This is a genomic window from Bradyrhizobium sp. B097 (assembly GCF_038957035.1).
In the GTDB taxonomy this organism is placed as follows: Bacteria; Pseudomonadota; Alphaproteobacteria; order Rhizobiales; family Xanthobacteraceae; genus Bradyrhizobium.
This window is the reverse complement of record NZ_CP152412.1, coordinates 4,010,694-4,027,662: the sequence shown is the minus strand read 5'-3', so window position 1 is coordinate 4,027,662 and position 16,969 is coordinate 4,010,694. Positions and strand designations below refer to the sequence as shown.

24 protein-coding genes, 1 tRNA gene and 1 riboswitch are annotated in these 16,969 nt (G+C 64.3%); of the genes, 10 read left to right on the top strand and 15 right to left on the bottom strand.

The window, feature by feature from the left end; translation table 11 throughout:
* Positions 1-19 precede the first annotated feature (19 nt).
* The gene (locus AAFG07_RS18860; RefSeq protein WP_342728559.1) at positions 20-922 is read left to right on the top strand and encodes a GNAT family N-acetyltransferase; all 903 of its coding nucleotides are present in this window, start codon (positions 20-22) and stop codon (positions 920-922) included.
* A gap of 41 nt (positions 923-963) precedes the next feature.
* Here AAFG07_RS18860 and AAFG07_RS18855 read toward each other — a convergent pair whose 3' ends face one another.
* Positions 964-1,368, bottom strand: a complete 405-nt coding sequence (locus AAFG07_RS18855; RefSeq protein ID WP_342728558.1) for a hypothetical protein — start codon at positions 1,366-1,368, stop codon at positions 964-966.
* Here AAFG07_RS18855 and AAFG07_RS18850 point away from each other — a divergent pair.
* Positions 1,362-1,505 carry a hypothetical protein gene (locus tag AAFG07_RS18850; RefSeq protein ID WP_342728557.1) on the top strand — a complete coding sequence of 48 codons (144 nt, stop codon included), beginning with the start codon at positions 1,362-1,364 and terminating at the stop codon, positions 1,503-1,505. The two genes, AAFG07_RS18855 and AAFG07_RS18850, sit on opposite strands and share 7 nt — an antisense overlap.
* 710 nt (positions 1,506-2,215) lie before the next feature.
* Here AAFG07_RS18850 and AAFG07_RS18845 read toward each other — a convergent pair.
* Both AAFG07_RS18845 and AAFG07_RS18840 read right to left on the bottom strand, forming a co-directional pair.
* A complete protein-coding gene (locus AAFG07_RS18845) occupies positions 2,216-2,338 on the bottom strand; it encodes a hypothetical protein (RefSeq protein ID WP_256459054.1) in 123 nt (40 codons plus the stop codon).
* 231 nt (positions 2,339-2,569) lie between these two features.
* Positions 2,570-3,016, bottom strand: coding sequence for a hypothetical protein (locus tag AAFG07_RS18840; RefSeq protein WP_342728556.1), 447 nt, complete (start codon positions 3,014-3,016; stop codon positions 2,570-2,572).
* A 222-nt stretch (positions 3,017-3,238) separates the two neighbouring features.
* Between AAFG07_RS18840 and AAFG07_RS18835 the strand changes: the two genes are divergently transcribed.
* The 3 genes from AAFG07_RS18835 to AAFG07_RS18825 all read left to right on the top strand — a co-directional run bounded on the left by AAFG07_RS18835 (position 3,239) and on the right by AAFG07_RS18825 (position 4,717).
* Positions 3,239-3,523, top strand: a complete 285-nt coding sequence (locus AAFG07_RS18835; protein ID WP_342728555.1) for a hypothetical protein — start codon at positions 3,239-3,241, stop codon at positions 3,521-3,523.
* 98 nt (positions 3,524-3,621) lie between these two features.
* Positions 3,622-3,698, top strand: a tRNA-Arg gene (locus AAFG07_RS18830).
* Between the two features lie 179 nt (positions 3,699-3,877).
* A complete protein-coding gene (locus tag AAFG07_RS18825; protein WP_342728554.1) occupies positions 3,878-4,717 on the top strand; it encodes a sterol desaturase family protein in 840 nt (279 codons plus the stop codon).
* On the opposite strand, the gene AAFG07_RS18820 is transcribed toward AAFG07_RS18825, so the two are convergent.
* Positions 4,714-5,724, bottom strand: coding sequence for an AraC family transcriptional regulator ligand-binding domain-containing protein (locus tag AAFG07_RS18820; RefSeq protein ID WP_342728553.1), 1,011 nt, complete (start codon positions 5,722-5,724; stop codon positions 4,714-4,716). The two genes, AAFG07_RS18825 and AAFG07_RS18820, sit on opposite strands and share 4 nt — an antisense overlap.
* A gap of 159 nt (positions 5,725-5,883) precedes the next feature.
* Between AAFG07_RS18820 and AAFG07_RS18815 the strand changes: the two genes are divergently transcribed.
* On the top strand, positions 5,884-7,029 hold the full coding sequence (locus AAFG07_RS18815) for an alkane 1-monooxygenase (RefSeq protein WP_342728552.1): 1,146 nt from the start codon (positions 5,884-5,886) through the stop codon (positions 7,027-7,029).
* Between the two features lie 63 nt (positions 7,030-7,092).
* Here the strand turns inward: AAFG07_RS18815 and AAFG07_RS18810 are convergent, their stop codons facing one another.
* On the bottom strand, positions 7,093-8,211 hold the full coding sequence (locus tag AAFG07_RS18810; RefSeq protein WP_342728551.1) for an L-dopachrome tautomerase-related protein: 1,119 nt from the start codon (positions 8,209-8,211) through the stop codon (positions 7,093-7,095).
* 150 nt (positions 8,212-8,361) lie between these two features.
* Between AAFG07_RS18810 and AAFG07_RS18805 the strand changes: the two genes are divergently transcribed.
* Positions 8,362-8,754 carry a helix-turn-helix domain-containing protein gene (locus AAFG07_RS18805; RefSeq protein WP_342728550.1) on the top strand — a complete coding sequence of 131 codons (393 nt, stop codon included), beginning with the start codon at positions 8,362-8,364 and terminating at the stop codon, positions 8,752-8,754.
* A gap of 9 nt (positions 8,755-8,763) precedes the next feature.
* Here AAFG07_RS18805 and AAFG07_RS18800 read toward each other — a convergent pair whose 3' ends face one another.
* The 7 genes from AAFG07_RS18800 to AAFG07_RS18770 form a co-directional block, all read right to left on the bottom strand.
* A complete protein-coding gene (locus tag AAFG07_RS18800; RefSeq protein ID WP_342728549.1) occupies positions 8,764-9,216 on the bottom strand; it encodes a hypothetical protein in 453 nt (150 codons plus the stop codon).
* Entirely contained in the window at positions 9,189-9,539 is a 351-nt protein-coding gene (locus AAFG07_RS18795) for a hypothetical protein (RefSeq protein ID WP_342728548.1), read from the bottom strand. The genes AAFG07_RS18800 and AAFG07_RS18795 overlap by 28 nt, the downstream gene beginning before the upstream one ends.
* Before the next feature lie 154 nt (positions 9,540-9,693).
* A complete protein-coding gene (locus AAFG07_RS18790; RefSeq protein ID WP_223967410.1) occupies positions 9,694-10,065 on the bottom strand; it encodes a hypothetical protein in 372 nt (123 codons plus the stop codon).
* Between the two features lie 209 nt (positions 10,066-10,274).
* A complete protein-coding gene (locus AAFG07_RS18785; protein WP_342728547.1) occupies positions 10,275-10,568 on the bottom strand; it encodes a hypothetical protein in 294 nt (97 codons plus the stop codon).
* Positions 10,569-10,778: 210 nt separating this feature from the next.
* Entirely contained in the window at positions 10,779-11,201 is a 423-nt protein-coding gene (locus tag AAFG07_RS18780; RefSeq protein WP_342728545.1) for a zinc-ribbon domain containing protein, read from the bottom strand.
* A 142-nt stretch (positions 11,202-11,343) separates the two neighbouring features.
* Positions 11,344-11,790: a MaoC/PaaZ C-terminal domain-containing protein gene (locus tag AAFG07_RS18775; protein ID WP_342728544.1), complete on the bottom strand. Its 447-nt coding sequence runs from the start codon at positions 11,788-11,790 to the stop codon at positions 11,344-11,346.
* Between the two features lie 151 nt (positions 11,791-11,941).
* The gene (locus AAFG07_RS18770) at positions 11,942-12,805 is read right to left on the bottom strand and encodes a tetrahydrofolate dehydrogenase/cyclohydrolase catalytic domain-containing protein (RefSeq protein ID WP_342728543.1); all 864 of its coding nucleotides are present in this window, start codon (positions 12,803-12,805) and stop codon (positions 11,942-11,944) included.
* A gap of 15 nt (positions 12,806-12,820) precedes the next feature.
* Positions 12,821-12,900, bottom strand: a riboswitch (ZMP/ZTP riboswitch).
* Between the two features lie 216 nt (positions 12,901-13,116).
* Between AAFG07_RS18770 and AAFG07_RS18765 the strand changes: the two genes are divergently transcribed.
* On the top strand, positions 13,117-13,533 hold the full coding sequence (locus AAFG07_RS18765) for a hypothetical protein (RefSeq protein WP_342728542.1): 417 nt from the start codon (positions 13,117-13,119) through the stop codon (positions 13,531-13,533).
* Between the two features lie 122 nt (positions 13,534-13,655).
* Here the strand turns inward: AAFG07_RS18765 and AAFG07_RS18760 are convergent, their stop codons facing one another.
* Positions 13,656-14,174 (bottom strand): hypothetical protein, encoded by a 519-nt coding sequence (locus tag AAFG07_RS18760; RefSeq protein WP_342728540.1) that lies wholly within the window; start codon positions 14,172-14,174, stop codon positions 13,656-13,658.
* A 321-nt stretch (positions 14,175-14,495) separates the two neighbouring features.
* Positions 14,496-15,140, bottom strand: a complete 645-nt coding sequence (locus AAFG07_RS18755; protein ID WP_342728539.1) for a hypothetical protein — start codon at positions 15,138-15,140, stop codon at positions 14,496-14,498.
* 260 nt (positions 15,141-15,400) lie between these two features.
* Between AAFG07_RS18755 and AAFG07_RS18750 the strand changes: the two genes are divergently transcribed.
* A complete protein-coding gene (locus tag AAFG07_RS18750; RefSeq protein WP_342728538.1) occupies positions 15,401-15,784 on the top strand; it encodes a VOC family protein in 384 nt (127 codons plus the stop codon).
* 15 nt (positions 15,785-15,799) lie between these two features.
* Here the strand turns inward: AAFG07_RS18750 and AAFG07_RS18745 are convergent, their stop codons facing one another.
* The gene (locus AAFG07_RS18745; protein WP_342728537.1) at positions 15,800-16,231 is read right to left on the bottom strand and encodes a hypothetical protein; all 432 of its coding nucleotides are present in this window, start codon (positions 16,229-16,231) and stop codon (positions 15,800-15,802) included.
* Positions 16,232-16,469: 238 nt separating this feature from the next.
* Between AAFG07_RS18745 and AAFG07_RS18740 the strand changes: the two genes are divergently transcribed.
* Positions 16,470-16,820: a GrlR family regulatory protein gene (locus AAFG07_RS18740; RefSeq protein WP_092114933.1), complete on the top strand. Its 351-nt coding sequence runs from the start codon at positions 16,470-16,472 to the stop codon at positions 16,818-16,820.
* Positions 16,821-16,969: the final 149 nt, after the last annotated feature.

Genomic DNA, 16,969 nt, shown 5'->3' with positions numbered 1-16,969 from the left:
GCCACCAACGGAGTTGCCCATGTCAGTGGCTTGCCGGCCGGCACGCGCGCAGGATCTGGAATTCGCCGACGCCCTCGTCGTCTCCAGCATCAACGATCTCACGGAACGGCACGGCTTCGGCTCGATGGCGGTGTCGTCTCCACCCAATTTCCAGTTGTTTTGCATGAGGGACGATCCCGATGGTCTCTGGGTGGCGGAGGAGAACGAGCGGATCCTCGGCTTCGCCTGGAGCTGGGTCTGCGGCGACATGTGGTTTCTGGCGCAGCTGTTCGTGTCGCCCGATCAGCAGGGGCGGAGCATCGGCAACGAACTGATCAAGCGGACCATCGAGCACGCCGGGAAATCGGGCGCGTCCAACAGGGTGCTCATCACCTTCAGCTTCAACACGGTATCGCAGGGGCTCTACATCCGTCACGGACTGCTTCCGCGATTCCCTATCTACAGTGTCAGTGCATCGCGCGACCAGTTGATCGGTCATTTGCACGGTCCCCAATACGACGTCACACCGCTCAAGCCGGAGGCCTCGACCCTGCGCCGCCTCGCGCAGGCAGACCAGCGGACCCTTGGTGTCTCGCGCGAAAAGCATCATCGCTATCTGCTCCATGAGGGCGCGGCGACCGGGTTCAATCTCCACGATGGAAACGACTGGATCGGCTATGCCTATGTGGACGCCGGTGGTCATATCGGACCGCTCGCGGTCATGGAGCCGAACGCGGTCGCTCCGGCCTTGAGAACAGCGTTGTACCTGGCGGCCGGGAGCGGCGCGTCACGGATATCGGCATTCCTGCCCGGTGCGAGCAAGGCGGCGCTTGATGCCGCAATGGCGCACGGAATGCGGATCAAGTGTCCGATGCTGCTGATGTCGTCGCGAGAATTCGGCAATTGGAGCCAGTATCTGCCGCGCAATCCGGGCTTCATGTGACCCGCGCGGGTCTCGATTCGACCGTCGCATGGCGCCGATCGTCATCTGAGGTGATACTTCCTGCCGTTCGTGTTCGGGTCGGTATTGTCGCTTGTCGAGAACATCAAGGCCAGTCCGAAATAGCCCCAGCGATCCCGGTAAAGTCCAAATCGGCCGGCGCCCTTGTCGATGATCTCTTGCTGGGTGCTATTCGCCGGGCCGAGCAGCCTATCGTCTTCATACAGCCGGGCAGTCTTGATCTCGCCATCCACGTATTTGACGGGCACGAGAAACGCGTGCCCCTGATAAAAGTGAAAGGTGCCGCGCAGCAGTTGTCGGTCGATCGGGCTTGCCGGAACCAGATAGAGCAATGCACTCGACGCCAGCGCAAAAAGCGTCGATCCGATCACGATGCGCGTATTGGTGGATATCCTCAACGGCACTTTCCCCAGGCTCTTGCTTGCCACGCGTCTCTGTAGCGCGCGGCTTCATCGCATACAACCGACGGGCATCCGCCATCGCGTTCAAGAAGGCGCTCGGCAAGCCGCCGGCGAAATATCTCAGCGACATCGTGCAAGGCGGCGGTTCGGCCTTTGCGGCGTGACGCACACCGACGCAGCCTCCGAAGTTAGGAACGCTCGCCCAACACAGGCGTTTTCAAGCCATCGGACGTGCCGCGTGCGAGCGGGTCAGCGATCGCGATGGCAAACTGCGAGCTGGCACCTCACCGAACCAGACAACAATTCAGGATAGGCCCGTGGTCGAATCCGGCAGGATTTCTCGCGTTCGCTGCGTCGACAACACGTTGCAGCGGGACACGCTCTCGCTCGGGCGCGTCTACGACGTGACGGGGGATAGCGAACGTGACGGTTACTACGAGCTCAGCGGATTAGGCCGCTTCAGCCGGTCCAGATTCGAGGTGGTAGAACCGAACGACGACAAGGCCGGTGTCCAGCGGACGCCCCGGTCGAGATAGCCAGGGAGACCTGGGTACGGACCGTCGTTGCGGCCGCCGGAAGGCGATATCGGACGCTTAAGGCCGCACCTCGCAAATGCGTGATCAGGCGCCACCACCGGTTGCCTTCATTTGGGCACGTATCGGGAACAGGCTGCGGAACCAGGACGCAAAGGCGGCCGCCGCAGGGGGTGCCTGCAATTGACGTATCGATCCCACAGCAGCTGGCAGGACGTGGATCTGCGCAATCTCGTTCGGGTCATCTCGGCCTGCACCCTCGGACTCTGGGCATTTGCGGCCGGCCTCCTGATCGGGACCTTCCTGTTTTCATGACAGGCTTGGTGGACCCGCCGCCCGGTTTACCCGCCGCTCAGGTGATGTGCGGCGACGAACAGGACGAGCGCGCTCAGCACCAACGCTGATGCGGCGCCGGCAACGCCGCGGGCGAGTTCAGCCTTCGAAAGATTGGACCTGGTTGCCATCACAACCTCCTGCGCGGGCGAGCTGAGGCCGGTCCGTTCCGGCGGTGAGGCTCGCTCTCGCTGCTCGGAACCATCGCATCATGAGGATGAACGCATCATGAGCGAAACGAATGGCCAGTGTTGCCGGCTCCGAATTCTGACCGCAGGGTTTCGGGTCGCGGGCATTGGCCGCATGCGGCAAGCGGGCAAAGCCGCGCTGGAAGAAGGTCCGGAGCGCGCGAGCGTCCGCGCCTACCACTCTTCCGGACAGGGATCGACGATCTTCCAGAGATCGACGCCGTTCTTGATCTTCTTCATCTCGGTGGTGAGCCCGCCGTTGCGGCGGATCCAGTCCTTCACCGTGTCCGGATAGTAGGACATCAGGTCGGAGGTCCCCTCGAGGCTGGTGACCTTGATGCCGAAGGTGAAGGCCTTGTCGTAATAGGCCTGGTGGAAGCCGATGCTGGCCTTCGGCGTCACGCAGATCTTGTTCAGCGGCACGATGCCGAACACCAGCGTGCAGGCCGAATTGCAGATGCCGTCGATCACGACGCGCTCGCGGCGGTCGCGGATCTGCTTGTACTTGGCCTTGTACTCCTCGACATAGCCGCCATGGTCGCGCGTGATGTGCAAAACGGCCCCCGCTGGCGTGACCGCCAGAACCGAGAGCAGCAAAGCGACAAGGGGCGTGATGCGCATGGAATGTTCTAAACCGAGGGAGAGGCGGCCCGGGCGGACCTGACCGCAAGACTCTGGCCGGACTGTGTTGGCAATCCGTTAAGCATCCCCAAAAAGGCGGAATTTGGCGCGCTGTGGCTGATTTCCCGCAGCTTTTGGCCGGATTCCGGGTTAAATGAAGCGCCAGAGGATCTTGGACCGGCTGCGCAAGCCGATTCCAGCGTGAATGCCAGGAGGCCGCCAATGACCAAGACCAAGCTTTTCGCCGCCCTCGCCGTGACCGTTTCCCTGACCATCCCGGCCCTCACCCCGGCTGCAGCGGCCGACCTCTCGGCCACCCCGCGCCACCACCGGCATCACCACCACGCGCATTGGGGCCTGCCCTACCACATCAGCTACCTGCACAATTACGGCCCGGGCCCGGCCGCCGGCAGCTTCGCCTATTACGACGGCCCGTCGACCAACAAGTGCTACCAGGGCTCGGCCGCCTATATCGGCCAGGATCGTCGCCGGCATCCCTGCTTCTGAGGGCTTTGCGGGAAACGGCCGGGGCAGCGCGCGACACCGCCCGGCGACGCGCGAGGCTGCTGGCCCTCCCCGCCCAAGTCTGATAATCGACCCCCGCGGCGCTCGTAGCTCAGCTGGATAGAGCATCGGATTTCGATTCCGAGGGTCGGGAGTTCGAATCTCTCCGAGCGCGCCACTGGCGCACCACCCAAATCGATTGGACTTGCCTGGTTTCTGACGCCCCTCGGCGACATGGAACCGGGCCGATTAACGCTCCCGCGGTTCGGGCTTCCCTTCCCCTTGACGCTGTTGGGCGCCGGGGTGATAGGCTAGCGGCATTTCAAACGGCCATTTTGAATGAACGATTTATCGGGATTGAAGCAGCTTTTGCTGGTGGTTTTGATCTTCGTGCCTTTCGAGCGACTGCTCGCCGCGAGGCCTCAGAAGATTCTCAGGCGTGGCCTGCTGACCGACATGGCCTTCCTGTTTCTCAACGGGTGGCTGGTGGTGGGCGGCGTGATCGCCATCATGGCGGTGGCCACTCTGGTCAACCGGTCGATCCTGCCGGCAGCGGTGACGCAGACGATCGGCGATCTTCCGTATCTGGTGCAAGTGCCCATCGTGATCCTGATCGCGGACCTCGGCGTCTACTGGACGCACCGCATCCTGCACGTCGTGCCTGCCATGTGGGAAATCCATTCCGTTCATCACGCGGTCGAGGAACTGGATTGGCTCGCGGCGGTTCATCAGCACCCGCTCGACGTAATCTTCATGAAGGCCGGGGCGCTGTTTCCGCTTTACGCGCTCGGTTTCTCCGCGGAAGCGATCGCCACTTACCTTCTCACCTACTTCTGGCAGACTTGGCTGGTTCACGCCAACGTGCGCCTGAACTACGGACCACTGCGTCACATCCTGGTGTCGCCGGAATTTCACCACTGGCACCACAGCAGCGAGACGGCAGCCAGGGACAAGAACTTCGCCGGACTGTTCTCGTTCTACGATGTGCTGTTCGGGAGCGCCCACCTTCCGAAGGGGCAGAATCCCAAGACATTTGGCGTCGATCATCCAATGCCCTCCAGCTATCTGGCGCTCCTGGCCTACCCGATCGTCGCGTGGACCTCGAAGCGCAAGCGCAACGATCCGCCAGCCGCCCAACCTCACATGCCAAGTGGTGGCGAGCCTGCGCAGCCGCGCCAGATCGCGCCGCTGAGCTAACTCCGCAGGCTCTTGTCGCCGAACCAGCGCCGGCAGGCGCGGCTGAAGCTCGTCGCGTCGGTGTAGCCGAGCGCGGCCGCCATCTCGTCGCGCGACTGTGTATCGGCCGCGAGCATTGTCCGGGCGCGCTCGCGCAGCACGCCGTCGAGCAGCGGCCGGAACGCGCAGCCCGCCTCGGCCAGCCGCCGCACCAGCGTCCGCCGCGAGGTGCCGACGAGGCGCGCGGCCTCCTCCTCGCCGAGCCGCTGCGGCAGCCGTGCCGCAATCAGGCTCTCGACGATCCGCGCCAGCGCCGCGGTGTCCGAGCGCGGCCTCTCGATCTCCTCGAGCGCCTCGATGGCCTTGGCGTGCAATTCCGGATCCGCAAACGGCGAAGGGCGCGCGCATAGCTGCTTCGGCACGTCGAAGATGAAGGCGGCGGCGTTGAACTTCACGGCGCAGGAATAATACGGCATCAGCCGCTCCGCGCCCGCAGGCGGCGGCCAAGGAAACTGCAAGGTCGCCTGATCGATCGCATCCTCGAGCAGCTGCGCATAGACCGCATGCACGTTGAGGCTGACCGCCAGCGCCACGGCGCGCCACAGCGCGGCATCCATGGCGACCGCAGGAGAGATTTCAATCTGGATCGAGCGCGGTGTTGTGCGCAGCCGGTTACGGATGAAGGGCGCGCGGGTCGACCCGAAGCGCGCGCCGGTGTTGAGCGCGTCCGCGATGGTCGGCGCCGTCCTGGTCGCGACATCGAGCGCGCCCTGCAGCGATGTCGACCAAACCGCCGCGGCCGACAACGGCCACAGCTCGCCATGCCGGCGGGTGATGTTGGCGGCGAGGATCACCAGCGACGACACCGGCATGTGAGCGCCGGGCTGGTCGAGCACGTCCTGCTCGATTGCGGTGCCCCGCAGCAGCTCGTCGCGTTCGCCCCGCGTCTTGCCGAACGCCCGCACCAGCGCCCGCGCATAGCTCACGGACACCGGCGTGCGAAGGGCATCGGCCTCCGATCCCTGCATTGCCTCGGCGCCTCCCTCGCAAGCGTTCAGCCCAACAGGCTTGGCGCAAAATGCCACAAAATTGGCCTGTTGGGAACTGGCGGCGCAGGCCCGCCCCGCGGCATCCTGAGCGCAATAACGGCGAACGCCGCCTCGACAAGAGATGCTGGAGGGAATGCGATGATCTTCACGGGCACCAATGCCGCTGGCGAAACGATCACCTACCGGGACGGCAAGCGCTATCTGTGGATGCTCGCGTTCATCCCGCCGCTGATCCCGCTGTTGTCCTACTGGCTCTTCCTGCGGACGCACAATCCGCTGGTGACGCTGATTCCGTTCGTCTTCATCTTTATCCTGATCCCACTGCTCGATGTCCTATTCGGCGAAGACACCCACAATCCGCCGGCGGAAGTGGTCGCCGCGATGGAGGCCGATCCCTATTATCTGCGGCTGGCGCGCATCACCGTGGTGTTTCCATGGATCAACTACGTCGCCCTGATCGCCTTCTTCGGCACGCAGGAGCTGCCGTGGTGGTCCTATGTCGCTTTGCTGCTCGGCGTCGGCACCATCAATGGCGGGGCGCTGTTGATCGGGCACGAGCTCGGCCACAAGGCCGACCGGCTCAACATCTTCTTCGGCATGCTCGCCAACTGCGCGGTGGGTTACGCCCATTTCCGCGTCGAGCACAATCGCGGCCATCACACCTGGGTCGCGACGCCGGAGGATCCCGCCAGCGCGCGGTTCGGTGAATCGATCTATGCCTTCGCGACGCGAGAGCTGCCGGGCGCGTTCATGCGCGGCTGGCGCAATGAGGCCGAACGGCTGACCCGGCGCGGCGAGCCGGTCTGGTCGGTCAACAACGAGATCCTGCAGGGCTTTGCGCTCACGCTCGTCGTCGCGGCCATTCTGATTGCGCTGTTCGGCTGGAAGGTCGCGCCGTTCATCGTCGCGCATCATTTCCTCGGCTGGTATGCGCTGACCCAGGCCAATTATGTCGAGCATTACGGATTGCTGCGCGAGAAGCTGCCGAACGGACGCTACCAGGCGGTCGAGCCGCGTCACTCCTGGAACACCAACCACATCGTCTCAAACCTGATGACGTTCCATCTGCAACGTCATTCCGATCACCACGCCAACCCGATGCGCCCCTACCAGTCGCTGCGCGATTTCGACGACATCCCGCGGCTGCCGAACGGCTACACCGGCATGTTCGGCCTGGCTGCGATCCCGCCGCTCTGGTTCCGCGTGATGGACCCGAAGACACTGGCGTGGGCCGGCGGCGACAGGAGCAAGCTCAATCTCGGCGACCGGCCGGCGAATGCGTGATTGCAGGTCTCGCCCGGCCTGCAAGCAGGCCGGGCGATCGTCGTAAGCACGCGCGATGCGCGGTCATCGTGAGACGTAGCCTGCCGCAAGCGGCTTGAAGCGATAGATCAGATATGGGGCCTTGTTCTCGCCCTTGCCGCCGTGGAACATTGCCGCCGCAGAGATTTGCGATGCCGACACGTACATGTAGCCATCCGAAGAGGCCGTGATTCCGTCAGGCCACACCATCTCCGCATCGCTCAGATAGGTGCGGTACTTGCGATCGGTCCCGACGACGCCCACCGACTTGCTCTCGACCGCGGTGAGATAGAGATTGCCGGCATAGTCGATCGAGAGCCCGCCATTGTTCGGCTTGTCTGAGTAGCGCTCGACCTTGGCGCTGAGCTCGGCCGGCGTCAGCTTCTCGTCATTGAGATCGGCCACGCGCACGCGATAGATCGAGCGGCCGCTGAGCGGCGCGAAATAGACCCATTCCGACCTGACATCCATGGTGATGCCGTCGCAGCCGACCTTGATGATGGACGGCTTGCCGTCCTTGCCCGACACGGTGAGATCCTTGCCGTCCACAGTGATCGGCAGGTCCTCGGGAATCGTGGAGCGGTCGCCGTCAAGCACGCGCCTGGCGCGCCCGGTATCCATGTCGATGACGATGATCGCGGCATGCGATCCGTCGCCACCGGGACCGATGTTCTCGTCGGCGATGTAGAACTTGCGATGCTTCTGGTCGATCACGATGTCCTGCGGCTGCGAGCCCGGCCGCGTCACCGGATCGGGCATGTAGTAGATGCGCTCGAGCCGGTCGCTGCGGGTATTCCATCCCACCAGCTTGGGCGTGATGTTGGTGCGGAATCCCATGTCGATGATCCACACCACGCCATTCTCGTCCGAGCGAAGCCCGAGCACGTTGTCGAGATACTGGTCGGTGCCTTTCCGGGGCGTATTCCACTCCGCGCTTGGAAATGGCTGCGACGTCGTCGGCGACGTTAGCCTGGCGACCCTGATCTCGGGGCTGAAGAATGGGTGATGGCTGAAGATGAGCTGGTTATCCGGCGTGATGGCGATGTTGCCGACCGACTCGGGCAACCGCGCCACGATTTCGGCGCGAACCGCCTCATCCGCACGCGCGCTCGATAGCATTACGTTCGCCGTCATCGCGGCGATCAACAAAATCCCTCGCTTCACGCGGGTCCCCTCCCTGTTATCGTTGGTGTGTCGTTGCGCACCGGACCGGCCTTGATCGGCAAGGTTCGGCTTTGCGGGATCGACGTTGCGCGCTAATTTGGGCGCTGACAATTACGCACAGGAATGTCCGGTAGTATCAGGGAGTGAACCATGAAGGGGCTTGATGCGAAGAGCTATGACTGCGCGGTCGGCTGCCCCGTCGAGGCGACGCTCGATCTGATCGACGGCAAGTGGAAAGCCGTGATCCTCTACCACCTGCTCGGCGACACCATCCGCTTCAACGAACTCGGGCGGCGGCTGTCGCGGATTTCGCAACGCATGCTGACGCGGCAACTTCGCGAGCTCGAGACCGCGGGCCTGATCCACCGCGAGATCTATCCGGAGGTGCCGCTGCGCGTCGAATATTCGCTGACGCCGCTCGGACGTTCGCTCGAGCCCGTCATCCGGTCGCTGTGGGTCTGGGGCAATTCGTACCTGGAGACGCGCCGACCCTCGCCGCGTGCGATCAACGGTGCGTCAGCTTCGGCGCCGCGCGCCGGTTAGGGCAACAGCTCAGGCTTGCCGCCGCTTCATCGCGCCGATGCCGAGGAACGAGCCGTTCACCGACGAATACTGGCTGGTGAATTCGAACGCATCGAAGCCAGGTGCTTCGAATTCCTTCAGTGCTTTCCAGAGCAGCGTCGTATCCGGACAGGCCTGGGAGTGGATGTCATGATGTACGATGATGCTGGCGTGGGAGCGCACCAGCAGGTGATCCTGCATCGCACCGCGCAGGCTGTGATCGCCGTCGATGAAGACGAAGTCGGGCTTCAGCCGATCGACATGGGCACCCGCTAGAGGTGAAGTCGAATAAGCCTGGAGATAGACCGGCTCGATAGAAGCCTGCTCCTGCAGCAGTTCGAAATAGGTCGCGATGAAGGGCGTCGGCGCGATTGGATCGAGCGCGATCACGGTCTTCAGGTCGGCGCCGCTGTGCCTCAGCCACTCCGAAACCAGGATGAACATGCCGCCCCAGCGGCATCCGATTTCCATATAGGAGGAAATGCCGGACGCGTTGCGCGCGAGCCAGGCCAGATACGGCGCAAGCTGCTCGGATACTGCCAGAGGTGGAGGCCCTTGCCGAAGCTCGGCGCAAGCTCCGGCGGCTGCTCGTGAAGCAGTTCGTCATTGAGCCCCAGCGCAGGGATGAACTCACGTTCGAGGAATTCCACATCGAGCCGCTGAGACGGCGTCAATGCGGCGATGGTGCTGATCGCTTCACGCACGAACGGCGCAAGGTCGGCGAAACGCTGGTATCGGTCTTCTGGAGCTTGCTGGACGTTGAGCATCGGTGCGATCGGGCGAGGGTTGGACGGACGGGAGAGCGCTGGCGGCAAGTCTCCTCCTCCTTCAACGGCGCGAGCGCCCTTCCCGGGCGGAGAATCTTGCATCCCGCCGCGCTGATCGCGCGTCCATCCATGGCCCGTCTTGCCGCCGCCCGTCTCACCCGCTCGGGATCTTCCGACGCACGGCCTCCACGCCGGCATCGGTGACGCGATATTTCCGCCCCATCTCCGGCAGGATCCAGCCCTTCTCGATCATTCCAGCGATGGTGCTCGGGCCGACGCCCGCGGGAAACGGCCGGCGATGCCGGATCGCGTCGATCGCGACCCGCTCCAGATGGGTCGCGACATGCGAGGGGCGCGCGCGAAACGCCTTTGCCATGATCAGGACCGACAGCACCTCGGCGCGCCGGCGCACGGCCGACGCGCTGCGGGTCAGTTCGTTGCTGATCTCGAGAGCATTCTTGCCGGCCCGGGCGAGTTCTCTGAGCTTCTCGTCCTCGTCAGAGCTCCAGCGTCGCACGATCCCCATCTGCCCCTCACCGCCCGGGTACCCATCTCGAACCGATGCATACGCAGGCGATGCTGATTTGCCATGTGACTTTTGGCACCTCTTGATGTGACGTTGGAGACTGTCGCCATCAAGAAGGCCGATTGCGGTGCCGTCCGATGCGGCACTCAGAAGCACGATCCGATTGAATCGGATCATGCTCCAATCTCTTTGTGTGATCGCGTTTCGCTTCAGTGCTTGCTGGGTTCAAGCGTGATGAGCACGCCGGTCGGTTCGGGCTCGTGCGGCCGCAGCGACGTCAGCTCCGGATCGCTCCACTCGGCTAGGCTCACCACCTCGCCGGTCTGCCCCGGCATGTCGGAGGTCTGGGCGGGTTCGAGCACCTTGAGCCCGGTGGTGTCGACGAAGAATGTGTGCTCGCCGAACACGCTGTTCAGCTGCGCCACCGCCGGATGATCATCCGGAAGCACCTGCGCGTTCAATTGCGTCATGGTCTGCTTGACTTGCGTGGAATTAAGCTTCATCCGCTGCTCCTTCTTTGTTGGTTCCGGCCTTGGATGTTTCCCTGGCTGCTTCCTCCCCGCCCGCACCCCTCGCCGGGGGCTTCGAAGTCTCGAACCGATCAGGCAACGAAACGTTCCGCACGCGCGACGCATTGACCGCGTGCGCGCGGGTTCCACATCCATCGCTGTGTGTGTGTGTGTGTGTGGCACGACGCTGGGCATGCCCACTCTCTACGAGGCGGAAGGCTTCTTCCTGGCGAGCCCTGCCAGATGCACGCGGCGCGCGGCGGATTTGCGTGCGCGCGCCCGGGTGCGGCAGGCCCGGCAGGCCACGGCCTTGGTGAACACGTCGCCCTTGGCGGTCTCGTACCACCATTTCTGCTGCAACGGCGTCCACACCTCGGCAACGCCGCAATCCTTGCAGACGAACGGCTCGGGCCGATAGGTTCCGCGTTCGACGAAATCAGGAGTCGAATAGCTGTTCGTCGGCGCGAGCTGGCTCGTGACCACCGGAACCTCGTCGCGCGCCAGCGCGATCTTGTAGTCGCGCAAGCGCTGCCGTTCGGCGGCGCGTTGTGCCAGCGTGCGACGCCATTCCTCAGCTTTGCGCTGTTTGGCTTCGATCTCGCCCCGCGTCTGCTTGCTGCGCTTCACGCCCATACCATCCGGCTTGCACCGCATCGACGAATTTGCCGCCCGGCCATATCAGGGCGACGCCACTGATAGGCTGCAGTCCGGCGCAGGCTTGCCATGGTAGCCGCAGCAGTGCCGGGCGGCCAGATTGATCCGGGCTGGGTTACGTCTGCTCCGCCGGCCGCATGCGGATCAGCGCATCGAGCACCAGGACAAGAACCGGACGCTGCTCGTCGTTGACAAGCTCCGTCTTGAAGATCACGACGGCGTCGCGCCGCTCCGGCCTGATGGTGATTTTCTGGATCCGGGATTGGCCGGTGAGCGTGGCGCCCGGGCGAACCGGGCTCGGCAAGCGGATCTCGAAGCTCCGCCCGACGATGCCCGCCACCTTGGTCCAGATCGCCTCCACGACGAGCCGCTGATAGATCGCAATGGTGTTGAAGCCGCTTGCGATCAGGCCGCCGAACGGGCCCGCCGCAGCTGCAACAGGATCGGTATGGATCGGCACCGGATCATATTTGCCGGCGAACTCAAGGATCTCGGCTTCGCCGATCGTGTAGGTACCAAGCTGGAATGTCTGGCCCTCGGTGGGATCTTCCGCATACAGCATCGCGCGCCTCCGTTCTGTCGCGCGACGATAGACCAATGCTGCAGGCTTTCCATGACCTCCGGCGTCATGTCCTTCGCGCGCCGGACTTCGTGCGCAAAGACGAGACGCGCGCGGCGCCGGCCGCTCGCGTCTCGCTGCAGGCTCCCCGCGGCTATTGCAGCCGCGCTGCCCTCGCCTTTGCGGCCTTCACGGTGTTCTCCATCAGGCAGGCGATCGTCATCGGGCCGACGCCGCGCGGCACCGGCGTGATCGCGCCGGCGACCTGCACCGCTTCGTCGAAGAAGACGTCGCCGCACACCGCGTAGCCGCCGTCCGGCTTCTCGACCCGCGTGGTGCCGACGTCGATCACGATGGCCTGCGGCTTGATCCAGTCGCCGCGCACGAGCCCAGCCTTCCCCACCGCGCTGACCAGGATATCGGCCTGGCGGCAGATCTTGCTGATGCCGCGGGTGTGGATGTGGGTCTGCGTCACGGTCGCCTGCTCCTGCAGCAACAGCGCGGCCATCGGCTTGCCAACGATGTTGGAACTGCCGATTACCACGGCATGAGCGCCGGTGAGGTCAGGCCGGATCGACTTGATCAGCCGGAGACAGCCGAGCGGCGTGCACGGCACCAAGGCATCGTCGCCGTGAAACAGCCGGCCTGCGTTCAACGCATGCAGGCCGTCGACATCCTTCGCGGGATCGACTGCCGCCATCACGCGCAAGGCGTCGATATGCGCCGGCAGCGGCAGCTGGATCAGGATGCCGTCGATATCGTCGCGTGCGTTGAGCGCGTCGATCCTGGCGAGCAGATCGGCCTCGCTGGCGTCATCCGGCAGGCGTTCGACCTCGCCGCGCAGACCAAGCTGCTCGGCCATCCTGACCTTGCTCTGTACGTAGATCTGGCTCGCCGGGTCATAGCCAACCAGCACGACCGTGAGCCCGGGCGCGCGGGGCAGCCGGTCCAGTTCGCTCGCAAGCTTGTCGATGACAATTTGGGCATGTGCATGCCCATCAAGAATGTTCGCCGTCATGGCACCTCCGTTTCGAAGCGGTGCCCAGGCGCGCGGCGTTCAGTCTCTGCGCTCCCCGATGGTGGTCCATCCAAGCGCCAGTCGCGCAGATGGCGCCGTCATAGCCGCCCGGCCCGGCAAACGCAAATCACGCTCCCTTGCGGCGAACCGGCGAGGAATTGCCCCTGTTTTTGCCGGTGGATCGGTGCCGGGCGGGCCCCCGCCGGGGGTAGGATTCGGGCAGAACTTGCGATAAGCCTCGGCGCTTGCCGGGCTTTTCCGATCCCCGGCGCCATCCTTCCGGTCATCACGCCACTTCGGACATTTTCACCATGAGACATATCATCCTCGCGCTGGCGCTCCTCTGCCCGGCTGCCGCGCTTGCCCAAGGCACCGCTCCAGCCACCACACCACCCCCCGCCGCCGACAAGCCGGCAGCGGCCCCACAACCGATGGTCGGCGACAAGCCGCTGGTCCAGGTCGGCAAGAAATCGGCGGCCAAGAAGGGCGAGAAGGCCGCAGCACCCGGCAAGCCTCAGTCGGTGGCGCAGAAGCTCCAGGCCTGCCAGGACATCGACGACGCCACCAAGGAGCGGCTGATGTGCTACGACGAGATCTTCAAGCCGCAGCCCAAGCCGAAGGCCGCCCCTGCCAAGGGCGTCGCCGAGTGCCGGTTCGTCAAGGAAGAGGACGAGCGGCTGACCTGCTACAACGGCTTCGCCGACAAGATTCCGCGCCTGCCGCGCTAACCGTTTCCGGCCAACCGGGGACGCTTTCCCGCAACCGGTTGCTCGCCTGATCTCGCGGACATGAAAATGCCGCCGCAAGTGTTTGCGGCGGCGTATCGATTGCGATTGCGGCGTGTCCTGGTCTACCAGGTACCGAAGCCGCCGAAGAAGCCCATGCGCGGCTGCTGCTGCGCGACACGGTACGGCTGATACATGCCGGGCTGGGCCAGCCGCATCGGCTGCTGGGAATGGACATGGCTGCGCGCAATCTTGCGCTTCTTCGGCGCCTGCACCGGCTGCTCGGCCGGCTTCGCCTCGGCCACGACCGGCCCCTTGCGCGCGTCAGCCTTCTCAGGCGGAATGAACTGGGCGAACGTGTCACGCACGCGGGCCTGCGCCGACGCATCGCTGGCAGCCGCCGGGGTCGCTGCGGCGACCGCGTTCACCTGCGACGGAACGATGGTCGGCAGGTTGGTGTCGTACACCACCCGCTCCGGCAGTTTCTGGGTCGACTTGATGCGTACCATGGTCTTGCTGTCGACGCCGGGCGACGACAGGCCCTGGCTGGCGACCACGGCCTCCTGCGGTACGATGGCATTGACGACAAAGAGCAGCGCGAGCAGCACGCCACCAACGAACAGGAAATAACGCGCCACAGGCATTTTGGTAGCTCCCCCCGCGCTACGGGCGCGGTTCAACTCGACGCGACGACATCTTGTCATCGCGCAACGAATTCATCGTCTGCGCATGATCACCCGGACAGACGCCATCCTGCGCTTCCGGGTCGTTCTCTAACGGTCGGCTTATTAGTTAGTTCCTGCCTGGCCGTTACGGTTCACCCGGCAAGTCAATTCCCGGTCACTTTTTCGGGATGCAGGGTTTGGAGCGTTTTCGAGCGAAGTGGGTACCGGTTCGCGTGAAGAAAACGCGTCAAAACAAGAAGCTAGAGCTTCGGTTCTGATTAAATCAGAACCGAAAGTGCTCTAGGCGCGGCTGGCGGTCACGACCGTGCATCTCGCCTTGTTTGCGTTAACATTTACGAACCCGATCAGCATCGGCGGGTAGGTCTTGCGGCTCTTCATGGCGATGGTGTCTGGAATCAGCCGCTTGCGTTCGGTCACGGGGCTGCCGTCGCCGCGGATGAAGGCGCAAGCGATCTCGATATCCTTCACCGCGAAATCATTGGCGTTGCGCAGCGTCAGGGTGACCAGCACCTTCGAACCCAGCCCGCCGCGCCGCCAGGATTGCGAGGCGATCCGCAGCCGGTCCAGCGGCGATCGTCCGGTGCCCGGCTCGGACGCTCTGGCCGCCTCGGCGGGCTGCGCGGCGGTCGCCACGCCGACGGTGGCCGGTTCACTTGCCGGTGCGGCTGGCACATCCTTTGCGGCTTGATTTGCGATCTGGCCCGGCTGCGCCCCGGTCGATGCATCCTGCACGGTGCGGATGACGGCGGAAGACACCGGCCAGACATCCTGGTCTCCGGCATCGCTCGGCTCGGGAAGCATGAACCACGCCGCAATTCCGGCGACGGCGATGATCGACAGCAGCAGGCTGACGTAAAGGCCGCCCTCACCGAGACGCCCGGCGGTAAACCTTCGAAACGACGCCAAGCCGATCCGCATCGTCATGCCCTCACCCTCGACGCCCGATCAAGCCGCCACCCAGCACGGAAGCCGCAGGCATCGCAGCATGCGGCATCCGGGACGGCCGCAGGTCGAGCGGCCACGCGAGAACAATCACCGACGGCCGGAATGGTTTCATTCCGGGACGACAATCTTGCGGCTGGCATCACGGAGGGATGGTATCCCAACAGACCGCTCGTTAGATTTGCGCCGCCCGAGAGCGAGTGCCGCACCCTCAAGCGCGCGAGAACAACATGGAGATCGCAATGCCTGTCGTCACCTGGGACCACGTCCATCTGCGCAGTCTTGATCCCGAGGCCACCGCGACCTGGCTGCGCGACATTCTCGGCGGCGAGATCATCCGCGGCCCCGGCCGCATCGACGTCCAGCTCGGCGGCGCCAAGGTGTTCATCGCGGAGGTGACGCAAGGCGACGGCGTCAACGCCCCGCCGGTGGCGCCGTATCAGGGGCTCGATCATTTCGGCCTGGCCGTGAAGGACATCGACGCGGTCGCGGCCGAGATCAAGGCCAAGGGCGTCGAGTTCACCAAGGAGCCGACCACGATCCGCCCCGGCGTGCGGATCTGCTTCATCCGCGGGCCGCAGGGCATCTCGATCGAACTGCTCGAGCGCGACCAGAAATACGTATGAGCGAAGACCGGTCCGCTACGTCATGCTGCCAGGCATGAAGCAACGGATCGTCACGCCCATGTAGCTCTTGATCGGCCAGACCATGGCGCGGCCGACCCGGTTGGGCTCGGTGACCACAGCCTCGTCGGGGACGTCGACCCAGGCTCCGTCGAGACGCACGCGGTAATGCCCGTCCTTCGATTCCCAATCGACGTCGCTGACCGCGCTGCCGTCGGCATCCGAGCAGCACGGTCCCTTGCCGCTGCGCAGACCGTCGAACCATTCCTTGAGCGGCGAATTGGCGTAGCGTCCGTCGGGATCGCGCGCCCGCGCGATTTGTACGGCCGCGGCCAACACCAGCATCATCAGCCCGAGAGACACCATCACACGGCCCGCACGACGGGCCCAAGTTCCATTGGCAATGCGAAGGCGCGCCAATCGGCCGCCCGAATCAATCCAGTCTGACATGTGTTCGCTCCAGCACTCACCGGCCAGTGCAACCAGAGCTATGCATTTCGCGGGCCAGTTCGATTCGCGCGCACGGTCCGCTGTCATCGCGCCGTCACACCGCCTGGCAGGAACCGAGGGTTCACGGTCAGTCCGGATACCCCCGGAATCAACCTGCCGCATTGCACGAGGTTGCTCGCTTTGGCATAAAAAACCAATCCGGATTGCTGCGGGCGCGGCAGCCGGTACATGGGACGTTATGAAGAACGGGCTGTACTCAATCCACGTCACCCTGCTGGACGGACGCGTCGGCAAGGGCAGCGGAGTGATTCTTTTCCGCGACGGGCAGATTCTCGGCGGCGATGCCTATCTCTATTACACCGGCAGCTACACGGTGAAGGGTGACGCGTTCAAGGGCGAGGTCCTCGTGCAACGCCACACCACGCCGCGCGAGACCGACAACCCATTGTTCGGCGGGCCCGCGCCGGTCGGCATCGGCGTCTCCGGCACCTTCACCGACACCCGCGGCACCATGAGTGGCACCGCGCTGGTCGGCAAGGCGAGCCTGATCTTCGGCGCCACGCTGCACAAGCTCGCGGATATCAATTAGGTCATCGCACCGGCATCTGACCCGTCATCCTGAGGTGCGAGCGCAGCGAGCCTCGAAGGATGCACGGCCAACAGCCGGGCCGTGCATCCTTCGAGACGCGCGCAAGAGCGCGCTCCTCAGGATGACGGTGAACAGCGATGGTGCGCGCT

What these genes read in the sequence shown, in the direction of transcription:
- AAFG07_RS18860 (WP_342728559.1), top strand. Translation starts at nt 20, where the DNA reads ATGTCAGTGGCTTGCCGGCCGGCACGCGCGCAGGATCTGGAATTCGCC.
- AAFG07_RS18845 (WP_256459054.1), bottom strand. Translation starts at nt 2,338, where the DNA reads ATGGCAACCAGGTCCAATCTTTCGAAGGCTGAACTCGCCCGCGGCGTT.
- AAFG07_RS18840 (WP_342728556.1), bottom strand. Translation starts at nt 3,016, where the DNA reads ATGCGCATCACGCCCCTTGTCGCTTTGCTGCTCTCGGTTCTGGCGGTC.
- AAFG07_RS18835 (WP_342728555.1), top strand. Translation starts at nt 3,239, where the DNA reads ATGACCAAGACCAAGCTTTTCGCCGCCCTCGCCGTGACCGTTTCCCTG.
- AAFG07_RS18820 (WP_342728553.1), bottom strand. Translation starts at nt 5,724, where the DNA reads ATGCAGGGATCGGAGGCCGATGCCCTTCGCACGCCGGTGTCCGTGAGC.
- AAFG07_RS18815 (WP_342728552.1), top strand. Translation starts at nt 5,884, where the DNA reads ATGATCTTCACGGGCACCAATGCCGCTGGCGAAACGATCACCTACCGG.
- AAFG07_RS18805 (WP_342728550.1), top strand. Translation starts at nt 8,362, where the DNA reads ATGAAGGGGCTTGATGCGAAGAGCTATGACTGCGCGGTCGGCTGCCCC.
- AAFG07_RS18800 (WP_342728549.1), bottom strand. Translation starts at nt 9,216, where the DNA reads ATGTTCATCCTGGTTTCGGAGTGGCTGAGGCACAGCGGCGCCGACCTG.
- AAFG07_RS18795 (WP_342728548.1), bottom strand. Translation starts at nt 9,539, where the DNA reads ATGCTCAACGTCCAGCAAGCTCCAGAAGACCGATACCAGCGTTTCGCC.
- AAFG07_RS18790 (WP_223967410.1), bottom strand. Translation starts at nt 10,065, where the DNA reads ATGGGGATCGTGCGACGCTGGAGCTCTGACGAGGACGAGAAGCTCAGA.
- AAFG07_RS18785 (WP_342728547.1), bottom strand. Translation starts at nt 10,568, where the DNA reads ATGAAGCTTAATTCCACGCAAGTCAAGCAGACCATGACGCAATTGAAC.
- AAFG07_RS18775 (WP_342728544.1), bottom strand. Translation starts at nt 11,790, where the DNA reads ATGCTGTATGCGGAAGATCCCACCGAGGGCCAGACATTCCAGCTTGGT.
- AAFG07_RS18770 (WP_342728543.1), bottom strand. Translation starts at nt 12,805, where the DNA reads ATGACGGCGAACATTCTTGATGGGCATGCACATGCCCAAATTGTCATC.
- AAFG07_RS18765 (WP_342728542.1), top strand. Translation starts at nt 13,117, where the DNA reads ATGAGACATATCATCCTCGCGCTGGCGCTCCTCTGCCCGGCTGCCGCG.
- AAFG07_RS18760 (WP_342728540.1), bottom strand. Translation starts at nt 14,174, where the DNA reads ATGCCTGTGGCGCGTTATTTCCTGTTCGTTGGTGGCGTGCTGCTCGCG.
- AAFG07_RS18755 (WP_342728539.1), bottom strand. Translation starts at nt 15,140, where the DNA reads ATGACGATGCGGATCGGCTTGGCGTCGTTTCGAAGGTTTACCGCCGGG.
- AAFG07_RS18750 (WP_342728538.1), top strand. Translation starts at nt 15,401, where the DNA reads ATGCCTGTCGTCACCTGGGACCACGTCCATCTGCGCAGTCTTGATCCC.
- AAFG07_RS18745 (WP_342728537.1), bottom strand. Translation starts at nt 16,231, where the DNA reads ATGTCAGACTGGATTGATTCGGGCGGCCGATTGGCGCGCCTTCGCATT.
- AAFG07_RS18740 (WP_092114933.1), top strand. Translation starts at nt 16,470, where the DNA reads ATGAAGAACGGGCTGTACTCAATCCACGTCACCCTGCTGGACGGACGC.